This window comes from Rhodococcus sp. T2V, from assembly GCF_029269925.1.
In the GTDB taxonomy this organism is placed as follows: domain Bacteria; phylum Actinomycetota; class Actinomycetes; order Mycobacteriales; family Mycobacteriaceae; genus Rhodococcus_F; species Rhodococcus_F koreensis.
The window spans coordinates 52,224-73,652 of the sequence record NZ_JARJBD010000019.1 but is presented as its reverse complement, the minus strand read 5'-3'; the positions used below and the strand labels follow the sequence as shown (position 1 = coordinate 73,652).

The 21,429-nt window shown below is 68.8% G+C and carries 22 protein-coding genes; 15 read left to right on the top strand and 7 right to left on the bottom strand.

What is annotated here, in order from left to right; genetic code table 11:
* Window positions 1–14 precede the first annotated feature (14 nt).
* The gene (locus P3H15_RS18000; protein WP_276138490.1) at window positions 15–257 is read left to right on the top strand and encodes an ABC transporter substrate-binding protein; all 243 of its coding nucleotides are present in this window, start codon (window positions 15–17) and stop codon (window positions 255–257) included.
* Here the strand turns inward: P3H15_RS18000 and P3H15_RS17995 are convergent, their stop codons facing one another.
* Window positions 258–2,213, bottom strand: coding sequence for a glycoside hydrolase family 15 protein (locus P3H15_RS17995; RefSeq protein ID WP_095865177.1), 1,956 nt, complete (start codon window positions 2,211–2,213; stop codon window positions 258–260).
* Window positions 2,214–2,306: 93 nt separating this feature from the next.
* On the opposite strand from P3H15_RS17995, the gene P3H15_RS17990 reads away from it, so the two are divergent.
* The 7 genes from P3H15_RS17990 to P3H15_RS17965 all read left to right on the top strand — a co-directional run bounded on the left by P3H15_RS17990 (window position 2,307) and on the right by P3H15_RS17965 (window position 8,033).
* Window positions 2,307–2,498: a hypothetical protein gene (locus tag P3H15_RS17990; protein ID WP_005261263.1), complete on the top strand. Its 192-nt coding sequence runs from the start codon at window positions 2,307–2,309 to the stop codon at window positions 2,496–2,498.
* An 87-nt stretch (window positions 2,499–2,585) separates the two neighbouring features.
* Entirely contained in the window at window positions 2,586–2,714 is a 129-nt protein-coding gene (locus P3H15_RS55765) for an Ms4533A family Cys-rich leader peptide (protein WP_369426194.1), read from the top strand.
* Between the two features lie 180 nt (window positions 2,715–2,894).
* Complete coding sequence (locus tag P3H15_RS17985) at window positions 2,895–3,926, top strand: sulfate ABC transporter substrate-binding protein (protein WP_276138489.1); 1,032 nt, start codon at window positions 2,895–2,897, stop codon at window positions 3,924–3,926.
* Between the two features lie 49 nt (window positions 3,927–3,975).
* Window positions 3,976–4,815, top strand: coding sequence for a sulfate ABC transporter permease subunit CysT (gene cysT, locus P3H15_RS17980; RefSeq protein ID WP_276138540.1), 840 nt, complete (start codon window positions 3,976–3,978; stop codon window positions 4,813–4,815).
* Window positions 4,812–5,618 carry a sulfate ABC transporter permease subunit CysW gene (cysW, locus tag P3H15_RS17975; RefSeq protein WP_206012716.1) on the top strand — a complete coding sequence of 269 codons (807 nt, stop codon included), beginning with the start codon at window positions 4,812–4,814 and terminating at the stop codon, window positions 5,616–5,618. Before cysT ends, cysW begins: the two co-directional genes overlap by 4 nt.
* Complete coding sequence (locus P3H15_RS17970) at window positions 5,615–6,628, top strand: sulfate/molybdate ABC transporter ATP-binding protein (protein ID WP_276138488.1); 1,014 nt, start codon at window positions 5,615–5,617, stop codon at window positions 6,626–6,628. The genes cysW and P3H15_RS17970 overlap by 4 nt, the downstream gene beginning before the upstream one ends.
* Before the next feature lie 25 nt (window positions 6,629–6,653).
* The gene (locus P3H15_RS17965) at window positions 6,654–8,033 is read left to right on the top strand and encodes a sulfatase (RefSeq protein ID WP_276138487.1); all 1,380 of its coding nucleotides are present in this window, start codon (window positions 6,654–6,656) and stop codon (window positions 8,031–8,033) included.
* An 89-nt stretch (window positions 8,034–8,122) separates the two neighbouring features.
* Here P3H15_RS17965 and cysC read toward each other — a convergent pair whose 3' ends face one another.
* The 4 genes from cysC to P3H15_RS17945 form a co-directional block, all read right to left on the bottom strand.
* The gene (gene cysC / locus P3H15_RS17960) at window positions 8,123–10,006 is read right to left on the bottom strand and encodes an adenylyl-sulfate kinase (protein WP_276138486.1); all 1,884 of its coding nucleotides are present in this window, start codon (window positions 10,004–10,006) and stop codon (window positions 8,123–8,125) included.
* Window positions 10,006–10,935: a sulfate adenylyltransferase subunit CysD gene (cysD, locus tag P3H15_RS17955; protein ID WP_276138485.1), complete on the bottom strand. Its 930-nt coding sequence runs from the start codon at window positions 10,933–10,935 to the stop codon at window positions 10,006–10,008. The genes cysC and cysD overlap by 1 nt, the downstream gene beginning before the upstream one ends.
* Window positions 10,932–11,735, bottom strand: coding sequence for a Stf0 family sulfotransferase (locus tag P3H15_RS17950; RefSeq protein WP_276138484.1), 804 nt, complete (start codon window positions 11,733–11,735; stop codon window positions 10,932–10,934). Before P3H15_RS17950 ends, cysD begins: the two co-directional genes overlap by 4 nt.
* A 247-nt stretch (window positions 11,736–11,982) precedes the next feature.
* Window positions 11,983–12,849: a universal stress protein gene (locus tag P3H15_RS17945; RefSeq protein ID WP_072946611.1), complete on the bottom strand. Its 867-nt coding sequence runs from the start codon at window positions 12,847–12,849 to the stop codon at window positions 11,983–11,985.
* A gap of 156 nt (window positions 12,850–13,005) precedes the next feature.
* Here P3H15_RS17945 and P3H15_RS17940 point away from each other — a divergent pair, with 156 nt between their 5' ends.
* The 7 genes from P3H15_RS17940 to P3H15_RS17910 all read left to right on the top strand — a co-directional run bounded on the left by P3H15_RS17940 (window position 13,006) and on the right by P3H15_RS17910 (window position 19,415).
* The gene (locus P3H15_RS17940; RefSeq protein WP_276138483.1) at window positions 13,006–13,404 is read left to right on the top strand and encodes a DUF1801 domain-containing protein; all 399 of its coding nucleotides are present in this window, start codon (window positions 13,006–13,008) and stop codon (window positions 13,402–13,404) included.
* Window positions 13,405–13,525: 121 nt separating this feature from the next.
* On the top strand, window positions 13,526–14,032 hold the full coding sequence (locus P3H15_RS17935; RefSeq protein WP_072946613.1) for a sigma-70 family RNA polymerase sigma factor: 507 nt from the start codon (window positions 13,526–13,528) through the stop codon (window positions 14,030–14,032).
* Window positions 14,029–14,784, top strand: a complete 756-nt coding sequence (locus tag P3H15_RS17930) for a zf-HC2 domain-containing protein (protein WP_276138482.1) — start codon at window positions 14,029–14,031, stop codon at window positions 14,782–14,784. Before P3H15_RS17935 ends, P3H15_RS17930 begins: the two co-directional genes overlap by 4 nt.
* Window positions 14,785–14,969: 185 nt before the next feature.
* Window positions 14,970–16,682, top strand: coding sequence for a thiamine pyrophosphate-binding protein (locus tag P3H15_RS17925; RefSeq protein WP_276138481.1), 1,713 nt, complete (start codon window positions 14,970–14,972; stop codon window positions 16,680–16,682).
* A complete protein-coding gene (locus tag P3H15_RS17920; RefSeq protein ID WP_276138480.1) occupies window positions 16,679–17,338 on the top strand; it encodes an SRPBCC family protein in 660 nt (219 codons plus the stop codon). Before P3H15_RS17925 ends, P3H15_RS17920 begins: the two co-directional genes overlap by 4 nt.
* A 3-nt stretch (window positions 17,339–17,341) precedes the next feature.
* Window positions 17,342–18,364: a 3-oxoacyl-ACP synthase III family protein gene (locus P3H15_RS17915; RefSeq protein ID WP_276138479.1), complete on the top strand. Its 1,023-nt coding sequence runs from the start codon at window positions 17,342–17,344 to the stop codon at window positions 18,362–18,364.
* Between the two features lies 1 nt (window position 18,365).
* Window positions 18,366–19,415 carry an aminotransferase class I/II-fold pyridoxal phosphate-dependent enzyme gene (locus P3H15_RS17910; protein ID WP_276138478.1) on the top strand — a complete coding sequence of 350 codons (1,050 nt, stop codon included), beginning with the start codon at window positions 18,366–18,368 and terminating at the stop codon, window positions 19,413–19,415.
* Here the strand turns inward: P3H15_RS17910 and P3H15_RS17905 are convergent.
* Together P3H15_RS17905 and P3H15_RS17900 are read right to left on the bottom strand one after the other, a co-directional pair.
* Window positions 19,351–20,106, bottom strand: a complete 756-nt coding sequence (locus P3H15_RS17905; RefSeq protein WP_276138477.1) for a sirohydrochlorin chelatase — start codon at window positions 20,104–20,106, stop codon at window positions 19,351–19,353. The genes P3H15_RS17910 and P3H15_RS17905 overlap by 65 nt on opposite strands.
* A gap of 4 nt (window positions 20,107–20,110) precedes the next feature.
* Entirely contained in the window at window positions 20,111–21,427 is a 1,317-nt protein-coding gene (locus tag P3H15_RS17900; RefSeq protein WP_276138476.1) for a sulfate adenylyltransferase subunit 1, read from the bottom strand.
* Between the last annotated feature and the right edge of the window lie 2 nt (window positions 21,428–21,429).

The following is a 21,429-nucleotide window of genomic DNA, read 5'->3' as shown; positions in this document are numbered from 1 at the left end:
TCGACGGCTCGGCGGTGGAACTCGACCGCGGAAGCCTGACCCGGATGGGTGCGCCGCTGCCGACGGAGCAGATCGCCGGATTCGCGCCTGACCTGATCCTCGGCTCGTTCGCCGTCGCCGACCACGAGGACTTCGACCGCATCAGCAAGATCGCGCCGACCGTGGCCGCGCTCGGCGACGTGCAGGTCGATCCGTGGGAGTCGCAGGTCGAGGTCCGGGGCCGGATCACGCCGCAACTGGCGGCGGTCGGCGCGTGATCAGACCGTGTTGTGGGCGGGCTGGAATCCGCCCGCCGCGGCCTCCTCCGCGCGAATGACGTGGACCACCGCGTTGATCAGCGCCAGATGGGTGAACGCCTGCGGGAAGTTGCCGAGGTGCCGCCCCGAGTCGGGGTCGATCTCCTCCGCGTACAGCTTGAGGGGGCTCGCGAATCCGAGCAGCCGATCGCACAGGCGTTTCGCGCGGTCCAGTTCACCGATCTCGACGAGCGCCGACACGAGCCAGAACGAGCAGATCGTGAACGTGCCCTCCTTGCCGCTCAGCCCGTCGTCCGTGGTCTCCACCCGATAGCGGAGCACCAGCCCGCCCTCGGTCAGCTCGTCCGCGATGGCGAGCACGGTCGCGCGGATACGCGGATCGTCCGCGGGCAGGAACCGGAGCAGCGGTGCGAGCAGCAGCGACGCGTCGAGGCTGTCGCTGCCGTACCGCTGCGTCAGGACGCCGCGCGCATCGACGCCGTGCTCGAGGATGTCGTCCTTGATCTCGTCGGCCAGCTCGGACCATTGCTGCGCGTAACTCGTCTCACCCTGCTGGTCGGCGAGCTTCGCGCCCCGGTCGAGGGCCACCCAGCACATGATCTTCGACGACGTGAAGTGCTGGGGCTCGCCGCGGACCTCCCAGATCCCGCGGTCGGGGAGTCGCCAATGCTTGACCGCCTCCTCGACCTGGCGTTTGAGCATCGGCCACAGGGTTTCCGGTACCCGCTCACGGGATTTCACGTGCAGGTACACCGAATCGAGGATCGTTCCCCAGATGTCGTGCTGGACCTGGTCGTAGGCGCCGTTTCCGATCCGCACCGGTCGCGCACCGTCGTAACCGGAGAGGTGGTGCAACTCCGACTCCTCCAGCGTCTGCTCCCCGCCCACGCCGTACATCACCTGCAGCGGATGATGGTTGCCGTCCTCGGCGCTCGACACGTCGTAGATGAACGAGAAGAAGTCGTTGGCCTCGCGGTCGAGTCCGAGGCTGTACAGACCCCACAGCGCGAACGTCGAATCCCGCACCCATGCGTAGCGGTAGTCCCAGTTCCGTTCGCCGCCCGGGGTTTCCGGGAGTGATGTCGTCGACGCCGCGAGCAGGGCGCCGGTGGGGGCGTACGTCAACCCCTTCAGTGCGAGAGCGCTGCGCTGCAGGTAGCCCCGCCACTTGTGGTCGGGAAAGCGGCCGATGGTGATCCACTCGCGCCAGCACTTCGCCGTCTGCCACATCTTGTCGGCCGCCTCGTCGAACGTCTGGGGCGCCGGCATGTGCGCCCACGACAGGGCGACGAACACGTTGTCGCCCTCGACCATCCGGGTCCGGGCGCGGGCCTCCCGCCCTTCGAGTCCGATCTTCATGTTCGTCGTCAGCCGCAACGTCGGGTGGTCGCCCGGGCGGCTCGACTTACACGTGGCGGTGGCCTCCTCGTAGACCTTGCCCGTGTACTCCCAGTGTGCCGCGCCGCGGTGGTAGTCGAACGCGGGCTCGCAGCTCATCTCCAGTTCGACGGTCCCGTTGACGCACTTCACCGTCCGCAGCAGGATGTGTTCGGCGTCCCAGTCGGTGGGGGTGCGGCGGTGCGAGCGCGAGCGCTGCTCGACGTTGTGCCACGGGCCGAGCACGAGGGCGTCGCGGACGATGAGCCAGCCCGTCTCGGTCTGCCACGTCGTCTCGACGATCAATCCCCCCGGCAGGTACCGGCGGGCGGCGGGCACGTTCTGCCCGTACGGCCCGATGCGGAAATGGCCCGCGCTGCGGTCGAGGACGGCGCCGAAGACGCTGGGGGAGTCGGGCCGGGGAATGCACATCCACTCGACCGAGCCGTTGCGGGCGATCAGGCAGGTCGACTCGCAGTCCGACAGGAACGCGTAGTCGTCGATCGGCGGGAACGAATGGTGGTGATGGTGCGGGGCCGCATGCAGCCGCCCGTGGGAGTGCGCGTCGCTGGACACCATGTGATCATCATCGACCGCCGCCGCCCCCGTCGTCCACCTGTCTGCCGTCCACCTGTCTGCCGGTCACGAGACGGTCGACGATAGGCTGGCCCGGTGGACAGGATGGCGAGTTGGTGGGACGGCTTCGAGCTGTGGATCGCCGGACTCCCGTTCGTTCCGCAGGTCGCCCTCGTGCTGCTGGTGATGGTGCCGGTGTGCCGGGGACTGGCGTGGCTGCTCGATCGTGGGCTGGCCGCAGTCTTCGTCCTGCTCAGGCGGGACGTCTCGAAGGTGGAGGAACCCTGATGCCGCGCTCACGCGTCACACTCGCGCTGCTCGCGCTGATCGTCCTCGTCGTCGTCGCCTGGCTGCTCACCCGGTAAATCCTGTTCGATGTGGGACGTCGGTTCAGGCTCTGCTACATTTCACGGCGTGTCTGAAGCCGCTGTACACCAGGTCCGCCATGAATTGGCGTTGATCGCTGTCGGCATGCTCGCAGTCGCCGACATCGACTGTTGTTGATTTCTCCTCCCATCGCAGATTTGCGCCCGGCGGCACCGCGCACGCTCGACCCCCTCTCGCGCTGCCGATTGTCGTTCGCACTCCCGATTCCCGATCGGGTGATCCCTGCGTTCTTCCTCTCGCACCACCTCCCACTTGTGCACCACCACTCTGTGACAGATCCCCAGGAAGGTTTCTCCCATGAAACGCCGTTCTCGTAGTCTTCTCACGGCCCTCGTGACGCTCGGAGCTGTGGCGCTGACCGCGTGCAGCGGAGGCGCCAGCGACACCGCAGGCGCCGACTCGGCCGGTGCCGACGGCAGCGCGGGCACCATCAACCTGTACGCGTACGCCGTGCCGAAGCCGGGCTTCGACAAGCTGATCCCCGCGTTCAACGCCACCGACGAGGGCAAGGGCGTGGCGTTCCAGCCGTCCTACGGTGCCTCCGGTGACCAGTCCCGCAAGGTGAAGGACGGCGCCGAGGCCGACTTCGTCAACTTCTCCGTCGAACCCGACATCACCCGCCTCGTCGACGCCGGCCTGGTCGACAAGAGCTGGAACCAGGACGCCTACAACGGAATTCCGTTCGGTTCGGTCGTCACCATCGTCGTGCGCGAGGGCAACCCGAAGAACATCCACGACTGGGACGACCTGCTGCGTCCCGACGTCGAGGTCGTGACCCCCAACCCGTTCAGCTCCGGATCCGCGAAGTGGAACCTGCTCGCGCCGTACGCCGCGAAGAGCAACGGCGGCCAGGACCCGGCGGCCGGTCTCGACTACATCACCGCGCTGGTGAACGACCACGTCAAGATTCAGCCGAAGTCGGGCCGCGAGGCGTCGGAGGCATTCCTGCAGGGCACCGGCGACGTGCTGCTCAGCTACGAGAACGAGGCGCTGTTCATCGAGGGCAACGGTGACCCCGTCGAGCACGTCACCCCGCCGACCACGTTCAAGATCGAGAACCCGGTCGCGGTGCTGTCGAACAGCAAGAACCTGGAGAAGGCCAACGCGTTCAAGGACTTCCTCTACACCACCGAGGGTCAGAAGCTGTGGGCCGAGGCCGGATTCCGTCCGGTCGATCCCGCGGTCGCCACGGAGTTCACCGACAAGTTCCCGGCGCCGGCCAAGCTGTGGACCATCGCCGATCTCGGCGGCTGGGCCAAGGTCGACTCCGAGGTGTTCGCCAAGGACACCGGGTCCATCGCAGTGATCTACGACAACGCAACCAAGTAAGACCGACGTGAGCGACACAACGACGACGACGGGCGGACGCGGCATCACGGTGCCGCCTCCGCCCGTTCCGCCTGCGCGTAAGAAGGTCGCCCGGGTCACCGGTGCCGTGGGACCGCTCGGCATCGGCATCGCGACCCTGTGGCTGAGCGTCATCGTGGTCCTGCCCCTCGCGGCGCTCACCGTGGCCTCGTTCGGCGACGGGATCGCCGGCTTCGTCGACGCGATCACCTCGCCGGTGGCGGTGGCGTCCCTGCGCGTCACCGTCGTGGTGTCCGTGGTCGTGGCCGTGATCAACGTGATCATGGGCACGCTCATCGCGTGGGTTCTCGTGCGCGACGAATTCCCCGGCAAGCGGGTCGTGAACGCGCTGATCGACCTGCCGTTCGCGTTGCCGACCATCGTGGCCAGCATCGTGCTGTTGTCGCTGTACGGCCCGGAGAGCCCGATCGGCGTCCACCTCAACGCCACGCAGCCCGGCCTGATCGTGGCGCTGGCGTTCGTGACGTTGCCGTTCGTCGTCCGCTCGGTGCAGCCGGTGCTGATCGAGGTCGACAAGGAGGTCGAGGAGGCCGCGGCCTCCCTCGGCGCCGACAACGTGACGATCTTCCGCAAGGTGGTGCTGCCGACCCTGACTCCGGCGATCATCAGCGGCGCGGGGCTCGCGTTCGCCCGCGCGATCGGCGAGTACGGTTCCGTCGTCCTGATCGGCGGAAACATTCCCCGAGAGACTCAGGTCGCATCCCAGTACATTCAACAGCAGATCGAAATCGACAGGCCGGCCGCCGCGGCGGCCGTATCGGTGGCTCTCCTGGCCATCGCATTCGTGACGTTGTTCGCCCTCCGGGTCTTCGCCAGCCGGGGGCAGCGTCGTGAGGAGCAGGCGGAATGAAGCTCTCTGGGTCCACCCGGATCACCCTGCGCACGGTCGCGCTGCTCTACCTGTTCGGCCTGCTGGTGGTGCCCATCGTCATCATCCTGTTCCGCACGTTCGAGAACGGGATCGGCGCCTTCGTCGATTCGATCAGCACACCCGCCGCGATCTCCGCGCTCAATCTGTCTCTGCTGATCGTGGCCATCGTCGTCCCGGTGAACGTGGTGTTCGGAATCGTCACGGCCCTCGCGCTGGTGCGGGGCCGGTTCCCGGGCCGCGGTCTGGTGCAGGCGGTGGTCGACCTCCCGTTCGCCGTCTCGCCCATCGTGGTCGGTGTGTCGCTGATCCTGCTGTGGGGCGCCAACGGCTGGTTCGGCGGGCTCGAATCGCTGGGGTTCAAGGTGATCTTCGGGCTCCCCGGCATGGTCATCGCCACCCTGTTCGTGACGTTGCCGTTCGTCGTGCGGGAGGTGGAGCCCGTCCTGCACGAGATCGGCGAGGAACAGGAACAGGCCGCCGCGACGCTCGGCGCGAGCCGCTGGCAGACGTTCTGGCTGATCACCCTGCCCGCCATCCGCTGGGGTCTGACCTACGGCGTCGTCCTGACCGTTGCCCGTTCGCTGGGCGAGTTCGGCGCCGTGATCATGGTGTCCTCGGGCTTCCCCGGGGTGTCCCAGACCCTGACCCTGCTTGTGCATTCGCGCTACATCGACGACCACAACACGTTCGGTGCGTACTCCGCAGCCACCCTGCTGATGGGCATCGCGCTGATCACCCTGCTTCTGATGACTCTGCTCGACCGCAAGAGGAGCACCACATGATTACCGTGACCGGCGCCCGGAAGAACTACGGGTCCTTTGCTGCTCTCGACGACGTCTCCATCGACATCCCCTCGGGTTCGCTGACGGCGCTTCTCGGGCCCAGCGGGTCGGGCAAGTCGACGCTGCTCCGTTCCATCGCCGGGCTCGAGGCCCTCGACTCCGGCACCGTCGTGATCGGCGGGAACGACGTCACCGACATCTCCCCGCAGAAGCGGGACATCGGCTTCGTGTTCCAGCACTACGCGGCGTTCAAGCACATGACGGTGCGCGACAACGTCGCGTTCGGTCTGAAGATCCGCAAGCGGCCGAAGCCGGAGATCGACAAGAAGGTCAACGAGCTTCTCGAGATCGTCGGCCTCGACGGCTTCCAGCACCGCTATCCGGCGCAGCTGTCCGGCGGTCAGCGTCAGCGGATGGCGCTCGCGCGGGCACTGGCGGTGGATCCGAAGGTGCTGCTCCTCGACGAGCCGTTCGGCGCGCTCGACGCGAAGGTCCGCACGGACCTGCGCACCTGGCTGCGCCGGCTGCACGACGAGGTGCACGTGACGACGGTGCTGGTCACCCACGACCAGGAGGAGGCGCTCGACGTCGCCGACCGGATCGCGGTCCTCAACAAGGGCCGGATCGAGCAGATCGGCGAGCCGGAGGACCTCTACGACCGTCCCCGCAACGACTTCGTGATGTCGTTCCTCGGGTCCGTGGCCAAACTCAACGGGCAGTTGGTCCGGCCGCACGACATCCGCCTCGGCCGCGACCCCGACCTGGCCCTCGCGCAGCAGGCGGGGACGGCCGAATCGCTCGGTGTCACGCGGGCCACGGTGGAGCGCGTGGTGCACCTCGGATTCGAGGTGCGGGTGGATCTGCGCAACGAGGCCACCGGCGAACCCTTCTCCGCCCAGGTCACCCGCGGCGACAGCGCGGCACTCGGCCTGCGGGAGGGTGAGACCGTCTACGCGCGGGCGACGCGGGTACCCGAACTCCCGGAGGCCGAAGTTCCGGTCTCCCTGTAACTCCCCGCCGATGTAGGAGGCGACTGTGGCGACCCCGGTGAATCCCGTCCGTGACAACGTTCTGATCGTGCACTGGCACGATCTGGGCCGTCACCTCGGGTGTTACGGCGCGTCCGGGGTGCGCAGCCCGAACCTCGACCGGCTCGCCGCGGAAGGTGTGCTGCTGACCGACGCGCATGCGGCGGCGCCCCTGTGCTCGCCCTCGCGCGGCGCCCTGTTCTCGGGCCGCTACCCGCACAGCAACGGACTGATCGGGCTCGCGCACCACGGCTGGCAGTACCACGACGACGTCCGCACGCTGCCGTCCCTGCTGGCGGAGGCGGGGTGGTACACGGCCCTGTTCGGGATGCAGCACGAGACCGCGTATCCCAAGCGGCTCGGCTTCCACGAGTACGACGTGTCGAACTCGTACTGCGAGTACGTCACCGATCGGGCGTCGCGATGGCTGGCGCGGTTCCCTCCGCACCCGTTCCTGCTGACGGCAGGCTTCTTCGAGACGCACCGCCCGTACCCGGTCGACAGGTATGCACCCGCCGATCCCGAGGGTTTCGACGTGCCCCCGTATCTGCCCGACCGTCCGGAGGTCCGTGAGGACCTGGCCGGATTCCACGGGTCGATCGAGGTGGCCGACGCCGCGGTCGGGAGGCTGCTGCAGACCCTCGCGGACGAGGGGCTGGACGACAGCACGTGGGTCGTGTTCCTCACCGACCACGGCGAGGCGTTCCCCGGTGCGAAATCGACGCTGTATGCGCCGGGCACCGGTATCGCGACGATCATCCGCCCACCGCGGAGGCTGCGGGCGGCCCCACACGTCTACGACGACCTGTTCAGCGGGGTGGATCTGGTTCCCACCCTCCTCGAACTGCTGGGTGTCCCGGTCCCCGCGGCCGTGGAGGGCGTCTCCCACGCCGCGCAGTTGCTGGGCCGGTCGGAGGAGACGGCACGCGACGTCCTGTTCACGGAGAAGACGTTCCACGACAGCTTCGACCCCATCCGCGCGGTCCGCAGCAAGCGGTTCAGCTACATCGAGAACTACGCGCCTCGGCCCAGGCTCGACCTGCCCCTCGACATCGAGAACAGCCTCTCCGGTGCGGTGCTGGGCACCGAGCATCTCCTGCCGCGTCCGAGCCGGGAACTCTACGACCTGCTCGCCGATCCCGGCGAGCGCGACAACCTGGCCGACACCGAGGACTTCGCCGGGACGCAGGCCGAGTTGGCGCTCGAACTCGCGACGTGGCGACGGGCGACGGGCGACTCGATCCCGAGCGAGGAGGAGGGGACGGCCTACGCCCGGAAGGCGATGGAGGAGTACCTCGCCACGCTCGGCCGGGTGCCGGACGTGCGTTCGGCCTACAGCGAGGAACGCGGAATCCTGGACGAACCCCGGAGCGGCGTGGAGACGTAGCGGCGAGGTAAGGCGCCGCGGTGACGGGGATCAACCAGGATTCGCGTCTCGTCCGCGCCGGCGACGTGTACGCGGCGCTGCCGGGCCGCCTAGGTCTGCAGCCCCTCGTGCCGGGCGAGTTCGGTGAGAATCCGGGTGACGAGGTCGTCGAGGTCGGCGCCGGTGGTGTCGAAGGCGAGGTCCGGGTTCTCCGGCGCCTCGTACGGGGCGTCGATCCCGGTGAGGCCGCGGAGTTCGCCCGCCCGCGCGCGGGCGTAGAGCCCCTTGGGGTCGCGCCGCTCGCACTCGGCGACCGGGGTGCTGACGTGGATCTCGAGGAACGGCAGGTTCGCGGCCTCGTTCAGGGCGCGGGCGATCGCCCGGTCCGATCGGAGCGGCGAGACCATCGAGGCGATGGCGACCACCCCGGCGTCGGCGAACAACCGGGTGAGGTGGCCGACGCGGCGGATGTTCTCGGCCCGGTCACCGGGTGAGAAACCCAGGTCGTCCGAGATGCCGTGCCGGACGTTGTCGCCGTCGAGAAGGTACGCGGTCCGGCCTGCGTCGACGAGCGTCCGTTCGAGCGCGACCGCGACGGTCGACTTTCCGGACGCGGGCAGCCCGGTGAGCCAGATGGTGGCGCCCCGCTGCCCGGTCGCGGACCAGCGTCGATCCCGTTTCAGCGACGACGGGTGCCACTTGATGTCGTGCCGGGTCTGCTCGCCGGGAACCACCTCGCGGGTGTCGCTGACGGTTCCGGCGCCGACGGTGTCGTTGCTCTGCTCGTCGATGAGGATGAACGCACCCGCGTCGCGATTGGTGGCGTACGGGTCGGCGAGCACCACCGTGCTCGTCCGGAGCGTGATCCGGCCGATGTCGTTGAGGGCGAGTTCGCTGGGGGAGTCGTGTTCTTCGAGGGTTTCCGGGTCGAGCCGGGTGTGCAACTCCTGCACCGTGGCGCGCACGGTGCGGCTGGTGTGCTTGAGGGCCACCCGGTCGCCCGCCCGCAGCGGCGTCTCGCTCAGCCAGCACACGGTCGCGTCGATTTCGCGGGCCGGGACGGGTGCGGTCGCATCGGTCGCCGCACTGACGACGAGGTCGCCGCGGGCGACGTCGACGTCGTCGGCGAGTTCGAACGACACCGACAGCGGCGCGACCGCGACGGCCCGGTGCGGATCGAGGGTGTCGAGGGCGGTGACCGTGCTGCGGGAACCGGCAGGCAGCACCACCACCTCGTCCCCGACGGACAGGGTGCCCGCCGACAGCCGGCCGGTGTAGCGGCGCCGCTGATGGTCCGTGGGACGCGCGACCCACTGGATGGGGAGTCGCAGTTCGGACGCGACGGCCGACGGCGCGGCGAGTTCCACCGCTTCGAGATACTCGAGGAGCGTGGGCCCGTTGTACCAGGGTGTCGAATCCGACCGCGTGACCACGTTGTCTCCCCTAGTGGCGGACACGGGGATCACCGTGACGTCGCGGCCGCCGAGGCGCTGCGCGAGCAGGCCGAGTTCGGATTCGACTTCCTTGAACCGGGTCTCGTCGAAGTCGACGAGGTCGATCTTGTTGACCACCGCGACCAGGTGCGGGACGCCGAGGAGGTCGGCGATCCGGGCGTGGCGCCGGGTCTGCCGGAGCACGCCGGTGCGCGCGTCCACCAGCAGCACGGCCACGTGGGTGTTCGACGCGCCGGTGAACATGTTGCGGGTGTACCGCTCGTGCCCCGGTGTGTCGGCGAGGACGAAACTCCGGGTCGGCGTCGAGAAGAAGCGATAGGCGACGTCGATGGTGATGCCCTGCTCGCGTTCGGCCCGCAGCCCGTCCGAGAGGGCGGCGAGGTCCGCCTCGCCGTCGGCGTTCGTCACCGCCTCGAGGTGGTCGGTGGGCAGGCTTCCGGTGTCGTGGAGGAGGCGGCCGATGAGGGTGCTCTTCCCGTCGTCGACGCTGCCCGCGGTGGCGAGTCGCAGCAATTGGCGAGGCCGGCCGGTGGTGGTCATCAGAAGTACCCCTCGCGCTTGCGGTCTTCCATCGCGGCAACGGAAGTCCTGTCGTCGGCCCGGGTTTCCCCGCGTTCGGAGACCGTGGCCGCGGCGATCTCCTCGATCACGCCGGCGATGTCGCCGGCATCCGAACGCACCGCGCCGGTGATGGTAAGGTCCCCGACCGTGCGATACCGCACCCGGAGTCGTTGCACCAGTTCGCTTTCGGTGGGCAGCGTGTACTCGGACAGCCCGAGCAGGATGCCGTCGCGCTCGAACACCTGCCGTTCGTGGGCGAAGTAGATCGACGGCAGTGCGAGCTTCTCGAGTTCGATGTAGCGCCAGATGTCGAGTTCGGTCCAGTTGCTGAGCGGGAACACCCGGACCTGCTCGCCGCGGCGAATCCGCCCGTTGTACAGCGACCACGGCTCGGGGCGCTGCGAACGCGGATCCCACTGCCCGAACTCGTCGCGGAAGCTGAGCACCCGCTCCTTCGCGCGGGCCCGTTCCTCGTCGCGGCGCGCGCCACCGAAGGCGGCGTCGAAGCGGTGCTCCTCCAGGGCGTCGAGCAGGGTCCGGGTCTGCAACCGGTTCCGCGACGTGCCGGGACCGCCCGTTTCGGTGACGCGGCCCTTGTCGATCGACTCCTGCACCGACGCGACGATCAGCCGGTGACCGTCCTCCGCGAGCCGGCGATCGCGGAATTCGATCACCTCGGGGAAGTTGTGCCCGGTGTCGACGTGCAGGACGGGAAACGGCAACGGGGACGGCCGGAACGCCTTCTCCGCCAGCCTCAGCACCACGATCGAATCCTTGCCTGCCGAGAACAGCAGCACCGGTCGCTCGAGTTCCGCGACCACCTCGCGGATGATGTGGACGGCCTCCGCCTCCAGAGCGCGGAGTTCGTCGACGTGTGCGTCCGTGTCGGTGGACGGTGCGGCGGTCACAGTGGAAGTCCGTTCGCGGCGGCCTCGGACCGGTATCTCTCCACCCACTCCTTGGAGCGGCCGTCGCTCTGCCGCTTCAGCGGCGGCGGGGGCGCGAGATCGGCGTCGAGGCCGAGTTCGACGAGCACCTTCGCCGCCGTCGCCTGCGGGGCCGCGACGAGGTCGTCGAAACTGATGTCGATGTGGTCGAGGCCCTCCGTCTCGAACCAGTTGCGCCACTGCGCATCCTGATCGCGAAGGATGCGTACGAGGTGGGCGATGCCGTCCGCGTGGTACTCGGCGCCGTCGTGCGGAGCCGGCGGGGTGGCGTCGTCGCGCCACACCTGGGTCTGCACCGCCCGCCACATCGACACCGCCTGCGCGACGACGTCACGCCGGTAGACGTGGATGAAGGCGAGGTCGCGGTCCAGGATGTCGCCGAGGGCGGACCGCAGGTCGTCGCCGGACCGGTCCGGAAGTCCGGCGGCGCGGTCGAGGACGAGCGGCACCTGGTTCCACATCAGCTTGCCGCCCCACACGCCGTTGGGGGTGCGCCCGACGCTGAGCAGTTGATCGCGCCACTGCTCCGCGGTGCGCGTGTCGGCGGTTCCCGGTTCGAGCGGGGCGAGCAGGGAGAGCACCGTCTCGTCGGTGACCGACTCGAACCACTGCCGTGGCTGCGGTGACCGGCTGGTGGACGGCAGGTACTGGAAGAACTCCTCCGGGTTGCCGGCCACGGTCGTGGCACGAAGGGATTCGACGAGCAGCGTGCTGCCGCTGCGCTGCGATGCGCAGACGAGATATGAGCGTGGCTCCGACATGCCGGAAACTATAAGGGCGAAATTCGGTGCTGCAATCGGGACGAAATCGAATTTGCGTGATGGAAACACTTGATTTATCCGCGGCGGTCGATTTGTCGGATCCGACGTCGTGGCGGTGCGTTGATCGAGCAGCTCAGGGCGGTTTTCGGGAACGCTGGTCCGGTTCGCTCATCGCCGGAAGAATGGCGTAGCGACAGGCGAATATGAATCAGGCTGATTTTAACGACCGAAATGCATTCTGCCGTGGTCAGCCTTTCCGGCAGATGAGGACCGGACACCGGGCGTGGTGGATGAGGCTCTGGCTCGTCGAGCCCACGATCGACGCCGTGAACGGATTTCGCCCGTGGCTGCCGACGGCGATCAATTGCGCGCCGAAGGAGTACTCGAGGAGCACCTTCATCGGCCCGCCGCGCTCGAGGCAGCGGGTGACCTCGACATCGGGATACTTCTCGCGCCACCCGGCGAGGCTCTCGGCGAGCCACGCCTCCTCGTGCTGCACCAGATCGGACCAGTCGGTGAAGCGGCGTTCCTCCGAATACCACGCACCGAGGGTGGAATGCTCGGCCCACGTGTGCACCGCGACGAGGGGAGCGCCGAAGAACGCCGCGAACTCGAACGCATGGGCCACCGCCATGTCGCTCAGTTCGCTTCCGTCCACACCGACCACGACGGGACGCGTCTCGCTGACCTCGTGGCCCTGGATGCCGCGCCAGACGACCACGGGGCATTCGGCTCGATTCGACACCCGGACCACGTCGGAACCGGCGACCACGGATTTCATCTCACTCGTGGCCGCGGGCCCGAGAACCAGCATCCGGGCCGTCTTGGACAGTTCCACCAGCGCGTGCGCGGGTGGGCCGGGATGGGTACTGCGCTCCACTTCCAGGTCGTGCTGCCCGTTCAGGACGATGCGCTCGGCGGCGTCGAGAAACTCATCGCCTTCAGGGTGACCGTCGCCGCTCCCGGAATTCGGATGCTTCGGTAACACGTGGACGAGGCGCAGCGGCTCCTCGAAGCGCCGCGCGGCGGACGCAGCCCACGCCGCCGCCTCCAGTGCGCCGTCCGATCCGTCGATGCCTGCCACGATGCCGCGTCGAATCCGTGCTGTGCTCATGGGGGTGCTCCTCACCTCCATTCCAGTTTGATCCAGGACGGCGGCGACGCGCCAGAGGTAAATCGGCAGGCGGCCGATCCCGGTGCGATCGACGTGGTCCGCGGGGATACTCGGGTGACCGGCGAGCGAAGACGAACTGAAGGGGCGACGGACCACATGGCGAAGCGGACGAGCGGCTCGGACGGGGGACGAGGAGACTCTCCCTCGCAGCTGATAGATGCGCGCATCGAGGAGCTGGGTGACTGGCGGGGCGAGATGCTCGCCCGGATCCGGGCTCTCGTCACGCAGGCCGACCCCGACGTGGTCGAGGAGTGGAAGTGGCGAGGGGTCCCGGTGTGGTCACACGACGGAATGGTCTGCACCGGTGAGACGTACAAGAACGCCGTGAAAGTGACGTTCGCGAAGGGCGCGTCGCTGGACGACCCGGCCGGTCTGTTCAACTCGAGCCTCGAGGGCAACACCCGGCGTGCCATCGACTTCCACGAGGGCGACACGGTCGACGAGGAGGCGTTCCAGGCGCTCGTTCACGCCGCCGTGGCGCTGAACACCTCCTAAAGTACGGGCCAAGGGTTTTCGGCAGTCGCGACCCGGTTCGCCTGCGGGTTCCCTCCGTTTCGGTGGTGCGGTGAACCGGAGGCGCGGGTGAACCGTGTGTACTGCTGGGAGGTGGTGACCGATGCCGGATGCCCAGACGGAGCTCATGCACGCGCTGTACGAGGAACATGCCCCGGCAGTGTGGCGGTATGCCCTCCGGCTGACCGGCGACCGCGCCCGCGCCGAGGACATCGTGCAGGAGGTACTGCTGCGCGCCTGGAAGCATCCGAACGTGCTCGACCAGTCGGAGTCCTCGGCTCGGGCGTGGTTGTTCACGGTCGCCAGGAACCTCGTGTTCGACGAGCACCGCAGTGCCCGCTCCCAGCGTGAGGTCGGGATGAGTTCGACACCCGAACGGGCGGCCCCGGACGGTTCGGAGGGCGCACTCGACGCGTGGATGATGGGGGATGCGCTGGCCCGGCTCAGTGCCGACCATCGTGCGGTCCTCGTGCTCGGCTACTACCGGGGAATGTCGACCCACCAGATCGCCGGCGAACTCGGGATACCGGAGGGAACGGTGAAATCCCGCATGCATTACGGATTGCGGGCGCTTCGATTGGCTCTGCAGGAAATGGGGGTGACCCGATGACGCTCGACGACTTCGAGTCGCACGACGATCCCTACGTCCGCTGGGACGCCGCCTACGTGCTCGGTGCCATGTCCGGCGCCGAACGGCGCGAGTACGAGGCCCACCTCGCCCACTGCGCACAGTGCTCGCAGGCCGTGTCCGAGTTGGCGGGCATGCCTGGTCTGCTCGCCCTGATCACACCGGAAGAAGCGTTCGGCACGCTGTCCGACGGCGCGCCCGAGGACGAGGAGATGCCCGCACCGCGGGTGCTGACCGGGCTGGTGGGCACGGTGCAGCGGCGCCGACGCCACCGGCGAGCGGCGGCGGCTCTCGCAGCCGCGGCCGCCGTGATCGCCGTGGCCGTCCCCGTCGGGGTGCTGGCGACCCAGGACCGGACACCGGCCGCCCCCGTCACGGCGCTGCCCGTCCCGGACCGGGGGAACACCACCGAGGCGGTGTTCGCGCCCGTGGTTCCGACGACGATCACCGCGAGCGCGTCCGTCGTGTCGACGTCCTGGGGCACGGTGATCTTCGTGGAGTGCTCCTACGAGGACACGTGGCCCGGTGACGGGCGCTACGGCGCCGACACCGAGGGGTACGTGCTGACCGTGACCGATCGCTCCGGAGTGGTCACCACCGTGGCCAGCTGGACCGGGGAAGCCGGGCAGACGGTGCGGCCCACGGCCACCACCAGCCTGCCCGTCGACGCGATCGCGAGCATCGACGTGCGATCCGACGACGACCATCAGGTATTGCTGACCACGGCGTTGTGAACGGGCCGCAGGGAGCCGGGCCGCTTTCCGTACTCTCTGCAGGCTCGGCCGTCGTGTCTCGCTCGTCACTGCCGTTTCCGCAAAAATGTTCTGCCACCGGTGAACCCGGCCGGCACGTGGTTCGTGTGTATATCCAGTGGGTGATCACAGTTCGCCCATCCGATCCACGACTCGGGGGTCTGCCGATGAATCTCACGCATCACGAGCCACGGAAAACCGGTCGGAGCATGCGCGTCGCCGACCACATCGTCGCGGTACTGGCCGTTGAGGGGGTCGAGCACGTCTTCGGGGTCGGAGGCGCGAACATCGAGGACCTGTACGACGCGCTGCACCGCTCCCCGGACGTCGAGGGTGTCGTCGCCAAACACGAGTTCTCGGCGACGACCATGGCCGACGGATACGCCAGAACCTCGAACCGGACAGGTGTGGTCGCTGCGACGTCGGGCGGCGGCGCGCTCAATGTGATCGCCGGGCTCGGTGAGGCGTTCGCGTCCCGGGTGCCCTTGCTGGCGTTGATCGGGCAACCGCCGACGTCGCTGGAAGGGTCGGGCGCGTTCCAGGACACGAGCGGGCTCGCGGGGTCGATCGATGCGTACCGGTTGTTCGGCGAGGTGTCGCTGTACTGTGTGCGCGTCGAATCACCGCTCGACCTCGACCGCCAACTCGCCGAGGCGCTCGCCGCGGCGCGTCGCGGCGGACCGGCAGTACTGCTGCTGCCGAAGGACATTCAGCAGGCGATCGGCGAGTTCCCGGAACCGCACCGAACGGTCGCGGCCGCACCGTGCGCTGCCACCACGGACGTCACGCGGCTCGCCGAGGCCCTGCGCGACGACTACGGCCGCATCACTGTCATCGCAGGCGACGAGGTCGCGCGGGCAGGCGCGCGAGGGGAACTCGCGGAACTCGCGCACGCGCTCGGGGCGCGGGTGGCCGTCACACCCGACGCGAAGGACGTGCTCGACCCGGCGGCGCCGGGACAACTCGGGATCACCGGCGCGATGGGGAACCCGGATGTGATCGAGGCACTGCAGGATTGCGACCTCTGTCTGCTCGTCGGCACCCGACTGCCGGTGATGGCACGGGGAGGGCTCGACACCGTACTGGAGAAGACGCTGGTGTACAGCGTCGGGTCGGCGACGCCGTACGTGCAGGCCCAGCACGTGCCGACCCGGGATCTGCGGGCGACGCTGCGCGGACTCGTCGCCGACATCGGACCGGCAGCCTCACCGGTACCCGTCGCGCACTGCGCTCCGACTCCGATCGACGTACCTCGATCGGGCACGTCGGGCCTGCGCTACACGGATGCGGTGACAGCGCTCGCCGCGGCGCTGCCCGACGGCGCCGACGTGTTCGCGGACGCCGGGAACACGGGCGCCGCTGTGGTGCATCACCTTCCGGTCGCCAGCGCAGGCCGGTTCGTGGTGGCGCTCGGAATGGGCGGGATGGGCTACACCTTCGGCGCCGCGATCGGTTCCGCGTTCTCGCGGGGCCGCCGCACGTTCGTGATCGCCGGCGACGGCGCGTTCTACGCGCACGGACTCGAGATCCACACGGCCGTCGAGTACGACGTGCCGGTCACGTTCGTCGTGTTCAACAACAACGCGCACGCGATGTGCCTCACGCGCGAACAGGTGTATTACGAGGGCGCCTACACCTACAGCCGGTTTCGTCCCGCCCGCATCGCGGCCGGAGTCGGCGCCATGCTCCCCGGACTGCCGTGCCACACGGTCGACACCGACGCCGCCCTGGCCGACGCGCTGCGGTCCACGACGGAGTCGACGGGACCCGCTGTCATCGAGGTCGTCTGCGACGCCGACGAACTGCCGCCGTTCCTGCCGTTCCTGACCGCACGCGGCACCGCCGAGAGAATCGAACCCCGAGAAGGAGCACGCCGATGACCGCCCACGAGATCGCACCGCTGCCCGACCTTCCGGCCCACCTGCCGGGCCTCGTCCGCATCGAGACCTCGGACCGTCACGCGACGACACCGATCATCATGGACATGTTGAGGTCGGTGTACCCGCACGACCAGGTGTTCGGAAAGTACTGCACCGTACAGGAATACATCGACTGCCCGCCGGACGAGGTGTTCCGCTACCTCTCGCACACCCGGAGTCTCGAGGAATGGACGTACAGCCTGCGGGGATTCACCCCCGCAGGAGAACCCGGGCTGTGGCTCGCGTACGACCGGCTGGGCGACACGACCGAGATCTACACGCGCACCGTGGCACACCCCGCCGCGATGACCGTCGACTATCACTGCGCCTGGGACCAGGGGAAACACCTGTGGATGGTGTACCTCATGCGGGTGGTGGACGCGCGCACGGTCCTCGACGTCGACGGATCCGTCGTGCTGTGGACCAACTGCCACCACCCGTTCTACGACGAGAATCCCTACCCCGAGACCGCTCCCGCGGACCGGGTTCCGTGGGTGGGCGACTTCTGGGAGATGTTCGCCGCCGGACACCAGCTCGAGATGAGCAATCTCAAGGCGATCTGCGAATACCGATGGGCGAACGACCTGCCCGTGACCCCGACCTGGATGAGTGAGTGAGACATGGACACCGTCAGCCTGATCGATATCGCCGGCTACCTGCCCGAGAACCGGGTGGGAGCAGACTATTTCGCCCAATTCGCCGCCTCCGACCGCCTGGCCGAGAACATCATGTTCCGGGCGCCGAAATTCCGTCACCACATCGCGAGCGACGAGAACGCCGTCGACATGGCCGAACGCGCGGTCGCCCCGCTGATCGAACGGAACGGCTCCGAACTCGTCTCCAACGTGGACATCCTCATCACCCACACCCAGCTGCCGGACGTCCCGGTCCTGGGCACCGGCGGAGAACTCGCGCGCCGGCTGGGGATCACCCCGGACTGGGTGGTGGACCTGCACAACGGGGGCTGCGCGTCATTCGTGTACATGATCAAGCTGGCGCGTCAGATCATGCAGACCGGTGACGCCTCGACCGCCCTGATCGTGTCGGTGCAGAACAGTGCCGGTCAGATCTTCACGCAGTCGGACGTGCGAGTGCTGGCGCAGTCGGCGGTGCCGGGTGACGGCGCGGGCGCGTGCCTGTTGGTGACATCGGAGGCCGCGCCGGTGCTCGGACTCGAATGCCGGACCTACCCCGAGTTCGCCGGGGACATGACGGCCGCCGTCGATCCGCCGCGCAAGTACTGGGAGGCGGGAACCGGCCAATTGCACATCGGGTTCACCGAAACGAAGATCGCGAAGGTCTTCGCCCGCGGGAACCGGCTGGTCCCCGAGGTGGCGCTCGCGGTGTGCAAGCAGATCGGCATCACCCCGGACGAGATCGACACCCTGGTCACCAACCAGCCCAACCGGCTGTTCCTCCGCAACTGGCGGGACGCACTCGAGCTTCCGGCGGAACGACACCCCGACACGTTCGACGAATGTGGGAACCTGTTCGGCGCCGCGATCCCCGTCACCCTCGACCTCGAGAACCGGGCGGGCCGGATCCCCAACGGCTCCCTGGTGATGATGTCCGCCTTCGCACACGCGGGCGACTTCGCCGGCGCCGGGGCCATCCGATGGGGCGCCGCCCCGGTGGGGGTGTGAGATGACCGCTCCGACCCTTGCCGGCCCCGGCGTGAGATTCGATCTCGCGCTGAGCGAGAACCCCTTCGCCCCACTGCCCTCCGTGCTCGCCGCGCTCGACGGTGTCATGCGGCAGGCGCATCGGTATCCGGAGTTCCTGCCCGACCGGCTGGTCGGGGTCATCGCGGACCATGACGGGCTCGAACACGATCAGGTGGTGGTGGGCGAGGGCGCCACCGGCGTCGCCCTGCAGATCATGCGCTCCGTCGCCGGGCCGGGGGAGCGGATCGTGTTCACCGCCCCGACATTCGACGGGTACCCGATCCTCGCGCGGATCGCGGCCCTCGACGCGGTGCCGGTACCGATCCGCCAGGACGGCGGGCAGGATCTGGCGGCGATGGCGGCCGCGATCGACGACCGCACCCGGCTCGTCGTCGTGTGCCGCCCGCACAACCCCACCGGAACCCTCGTCGGCGCCGCCGAACTGGCGGACTTCCTCCGCCGGGTGCCGAAGCGGGTGGTCGTCGTTCTCGACGAGGCGTACGTGGAGTTCGTCGACCACCGACTGGTCCTGGACGCGCACCGCATCGTCGCCGAACATCCGAACGTCGTGTTCCTGCGCACGTTCTCCAAGGCCTACGGTCTGGCCGGGTTGCGGATCGGATTCGGCTTTGCGAATGCGGCCCTGGCCCGGCGGATTCGAACGCTGCAACTGCCGTTCGGGATGGTCAGCGCCGCCGTTCCCGCGGTCACGGCGTCGTACGCCGCCGAACACGAACTCCGCACCCGGGTGTCCGCCATCGTCGCCGAACGTGAGGAACTGTGGCGCACGTTGCGGGCGGCGGGAATCCCGGTCCCGCGCAGTCACGCCAACTTCCTGTACGTCCCCGGAGCGGGAGTCGGTGACGCACTCGCCCGTGCCGGCATCCACGCGCGCACGTATCCCAACGGTGACGTGCGGATCGCGGTCGGGAACCCGGACGCCGGGCGTGCGGTGGTCGCCGCGCTCAGGCCGACAGTGCTCGGTAGCGCCGCAGTTCCGCGTGCGACTGCGCGTAGCGGTCGAGCATGACGTCGAGCAGTCGGGTGTGTGGTCCGATGGTGGCCGCGTAGGTGATGCCGGGCCCGCAGGATTCCGCGGCGCGGCTCAACCGGTCCGTGAGCAGTCCCGGCGCGAGGAACCACGGTGCGATCACGATGCGTTCGGCGCCGTTTCGCCGTAGCGTCGAAATCGCCTGCTGCACCGTCGGTTCCGCCGCGGTGGCGAAGCACGTGACCGCGCCCGGCCATCGGGTGCCCGCGACGACCGCCCCCGCCAGTGCGCGCGTGCGGTCGTTGGCAGCCGGGTCGGAAGAACCGACCGCGGCGAGGACGATCCCGAGTCCGGACTCGCCGGTCGCACCGACGGCTTCGCCGATCCGGTCCCGGACGGCCTCGACCAGCCGGGCATCGTGCCCGAGAACGTCGGCCTGCCGGACGTGCAGGTGGGGATGACGGAGGCGGGCGGCGTCCAGCAGAGCGGGAAGGTCGACGCGGGCGTGGAACGCGCTGCCCAGCAGCATCGGCACCACGACGGCGGAGGAATGACCCTCGGCGGCGACCGCGTCGATCACCCGGTCCACGGACGGCGCGTTGAGGTCGAGGAAGCACAACCGGACGTCGAGGTCCGGGCGCCGCTCCCGGAGCGCCGACACGGCAGCCGCCACCACCCGCGCACTGCGGGGGTCGCGACTGCCGTGGGCGACAGCGATCAGCGGAGTCATCGCACTAGACGCGCTCGCCGAGCTCCACCGCCGCGATGGCATCCCCGACGAGGCCGGCCGCGAGCGTGTTGCCGCCGGCCGGATCGATCAGCAGGAAGCTGCCGGTGTGGCGGTTCACGGTGTAGTCGTCGGCGACGATCGGCTCGGCGACACGCACCGAGATCTTGCCGATCTCGTTGAGCTCCAGCGACTCCGGGGCGGCCTCCGACGTGAGCTCCTGCTCGTTGAAACGCTCGACGAGCGTGCCCACGATGGCCTGCGTGGTGCGGGTGCCGTGCTTGAGCAGCAGGCGGGCACCGGGACGCAGCGGCTTCTCCGCGAGCCAGCAGACGGTCGCGTCGAACTCGCCGAGCGGCTCCGGGGCGTCGGTGGGAGAGGCGATGACGTCGCCGCGGGAGACGTCGACGTCGTCGGCGAGCACGAGAGTGACGCTGCGGCCGGCGTGGGCGCTGTCGAGCTCGCCGTCCGCCGTGTCGATGCGCGTGACCGTGGTACGGACACCCGACGGCAGGATCACGACCTCGTCGCCCGGGGTCACCTCACCCGCGGCGACCTGTCCGGCGTACCCGCGGTAGTCGGGGAACTCGGCGGTCCGCGGACGGATCACGTACTGGACGGGGAATCGGAGACCGACCCGGTGGGGTTCGGCGTCGACCGGCACCGACTCGAGGTGCTCGATGAGGGTGGGGCCGTCGTAGTACGGGGTGTTCTCCGACCGCACCGCGACGTTGTCGCCGTGCAGGGCCGACACCGGGATCTCGACGACGTCCTCGGACGCCCAGCCGAGAGAACTGGTCAGCGAGTTGAACTCAGCCGAGATGGTCGCGAACACGGTGGCCGGGTCCTCGACGAGGTCGATCTTGTTGACGGCCAGCACCAGCTTGGGGACGCCCAGCAGCGCCAGAACCGCGGCGTGCTTGCGCGTCTGCGAGATGACACCCTTGCGCGCGTCGACGAGCAGGATCACCAGCTGCGCGGTGGACGCACCCGACACCGTGTTCCGGGTGTACTGCACGTGCCCGGGAGTGTCTGCGAGAACGAACGAGCGGCGGGGCGTCGCGAAGTACCGGTACGCCACGTCGATCGTGATGCCCTGCTCACGCTCCGCGCGCAGGCCGTCGACCAGCAGCGACAGGTCGGGGGTGGACAGTCCCTTGTCCACCGACGCCCGGGTGACGGCGTCGATCTGGTCGGCGAGAACCGATTTCGTGTCGTACAGCAGACGGCCGACGAGGGTCGACTTGCCGTCGTCCACACTGCCGGCGGTGGCAAGCCGAAGTAACTGCGTGCTTCGCGGGCTACGCACGTGGAGGTCGCTCATGA